The organism is Bartonella sp. AA81SXKL (genome assembly GCF_042196945.1).
Taxonomy (GTDB): Bacteria; Pseudomonadota; Alphaproteobacteria; order Rhizobiales; family Rhizobiaceae; genus Bartonella.
In genome coordinates, this window is the sequence record NZ_JBHIRH010000052.1 from 1 (window position 1) to 2829 (window position 2829).

Sequence of the window (2829 nt, forward strand, 5' to 3'; positions counted from 1 at the left end):
TTTGATTTTGTCAAAGCCATTTTTCTGGATAGTTTTAAAATCACGGATTATTGGGGCATTTGGGCGAACAATGTTGCTGAGATTGCTCAAAACCATATCAATCATCTTAAAGATATGATTTCCGATGAAAAGAGTGAAGCCTTTCACGCCTTTGATGCATTCCATAAGGAATTAAAGAACAACGTCAACAGTGAAATCAAGCAAGAGGAAGCGATTGAGATGTTAGCGCAACATCTTGTCACGCGTCCCGTGTTTGAAGCTTTATTTGACGGTAATGAATTTGTACAGAACAATGCCATTTCGCAAGCAATGGACAAGATCTTAAGAGAACTGGATAAAACGAACATTGAAGAAAAAACCAAAGATCTTGATCAATTTTACAAAAGTGTCACATTCTGTACAGCAGGTATTACAGAAACTCATGCAAAACAGAATCTTATTATCAAACTTTATGAAAGTTTTTTTGCCAAGGCATTTAAGAAAACCACGGATAAGCTTGGGATTGTTTATACACCCGTTGAGGTTGTTGATTTTATCATTCATTCTGTTGATGATGTGTTGCGTAATGAGTTTGGAAAAAGCTTGGGGTCACGGGGTTTTTCTATTCTTGACCCTTTCACTGGAACAGGGACCTTTATCACACGGCTATTACAATCCAATCTCATCAAACCAGAGGATATGGAATATAAATTCCGTCATGATATTCATGCCAATGAGATTGTTTTACTGGCTTATTACATAGCAGCGATTAACATTGAATCGACCTATCATAGTCTGATGAAAGGGAATTATATCCCATTCAAGCATATTGGTTTGGCTGATACGTTTCGGATGCTTGAAAAACAAGATTTGATGAAAGGTTTACTAGAGGAAAACAGTGAATATTTAGAGCATCAAAAGAAACTGGATATTAAAGTTATCTTTGGTAACCCTCCTTATTCGGTAGGACAAAAGAATGAAAACGATAATAATCCCAATATATCTTATCCCATATTAGATGATCGTATTCGTGAGACTTATATAGCTAAATCGAAAGCAACTAGTACGCAAAAGTTATATGATAGTTATATCCGCGCTATCCGCTGGGCTAGTGACCGTATTGATAATGCTGGGGTAATCGGCTTTGTCACAAATGCCGGTTTTATTACTGGACATTCTATGGATGGTTTACGCAAATGCCTCGTTGAAGAATTTAGCAGCCTTTATATTTTCCATTTACGGGGTAACCAACGAACTTCTGGAGAACTTTCTCGAAAAGAAGGTGGTAAAATTTTTGGTTCTGGATCTCGAGCCCCTATAGCGATTTCCATTCTCGTAAAAAATCCAAATGCACAACAGCGTGGTAAGATATATTTTCGTGATATTGGAGATTATCTCACGAGAAAAGAAAAGCTTATAATAATAGAGTCTCTTGGTAGCATTGATGGTATTACACGGAGCAAACAAGGTTGGCAAATAATTACACCAGATAAGTACAGTGATTGGCTTGATCAACGTGATGACAGTTTCAAAACATTCTTAGCTATGGGTGTCAAAAAGGGGCATGATAAAAAGCTCTTTGAAACTTATTCTCTTGGTGTTTCAACCAATCGTGATGCTTGGACGTATAACTCAAGCCGTGAATCTGTAAAGAAAAATATGAATAACATGACTGCCTTCTATAATAATGAGGTAAAACGTTTAAATAATACCTATTCACATGCTGATCGTACAGCACGTGCAAAGGTCGTGAATGATTTCGTCAATTCCGATGTAAGAAAGATTAGTTGGAGCAGTACTCTTAAGAGAGAATTATTAAGAGGTAAATTTTCCGAATTTGAAGATAAATGCCTTATTCAAAGCCTATACCGTCCTTTTACACAACAATGGCTTTATTACAATAGCGTCTTTAATGAAGCAGTTTATCAAATGCCGCGTATATTCCCGATAAGACAAGCGGTTGATAATAAGGTGATACAAATTACAGGTATAGGAGCAAAGAAAGACTTTTCTGTATTGATGACTAAAGCTTTGCCTAATTTAGATTCAATAGAAAAAGGTCAATGTTTTCCACGCTATATTTACGAAGATACTACGGTTTCAAAAAGTAAAAGTGAGAAACAATCCCATTTATTTACGCATTCTACGGAGAAAAACACAACAGCTGGTTTACAGAGGCGTAATGCTATTACTGATGAGGGGCTAGAACATTTTAAAGCCGCTTATCCTAATGAAACTATCACTAAAGATGATTTGTTCTATTATGTTTATGGGATTTTACATTCAGAAGATTACCGTGCTCGTTATGCTGATAATTTATGCAAAGAATTACCTCGCATTCCTTGCGTAAAGAGTGCTGATGATTTTTGGAAGTTTGTAACAGCTGGGCGTGAACTCGGTCATTTGCACGTAAACTATGAAGATGTAGAGCCTTATCCCGTGATCTTTAAAAAGGGTAATCCAAAACAGACAGAAATCTCTAATCTCGAAAAATTCTATTATGTGACTGAAATGAAATTCGCAAAAGCAGGTAAAGAGAAAGATAAAACCACTGTTATTTATAATAACAATATCACAATAACAGATATACCTCTTGAAGCTTATGCGTATATCGTCAATGGTAAACCCGCTCTTGAATGGGTTATGGGGCGTCAATGCGTAAAGACTGATAAAAAGAGTGGCATTGTGAATGATGCCAATCACTATGCTGTTGAAACCGTTGGCAACCCTGCTTATCCATTAGAGTTGTTTCAAAGGGTTATTACCGTAAGTCTAGAAACAATGAAGATTGTTAAGAACTTACCAAAATTAGAAATAAGAGAAACTGAATAAGCTTATTAAAGCATGCTC

Annotated in this window: 1 protein-coding gene; it reads left to right on the forward strand. The window is 36.2% G+C overall.

The window, feature by feature from the left end; genetic code table 11:
• The coding region (locus ACFINZ_RS09260; protein ID WP_375701376.1) for a type ISP restriction/modification enzyme at positions 1 to 2811 on the forward strand (2811 nt) is incomplete at its 5' end.
• Between the last annotated feature and the right edge of the window lie 18 nt (positions 2812 to 2829).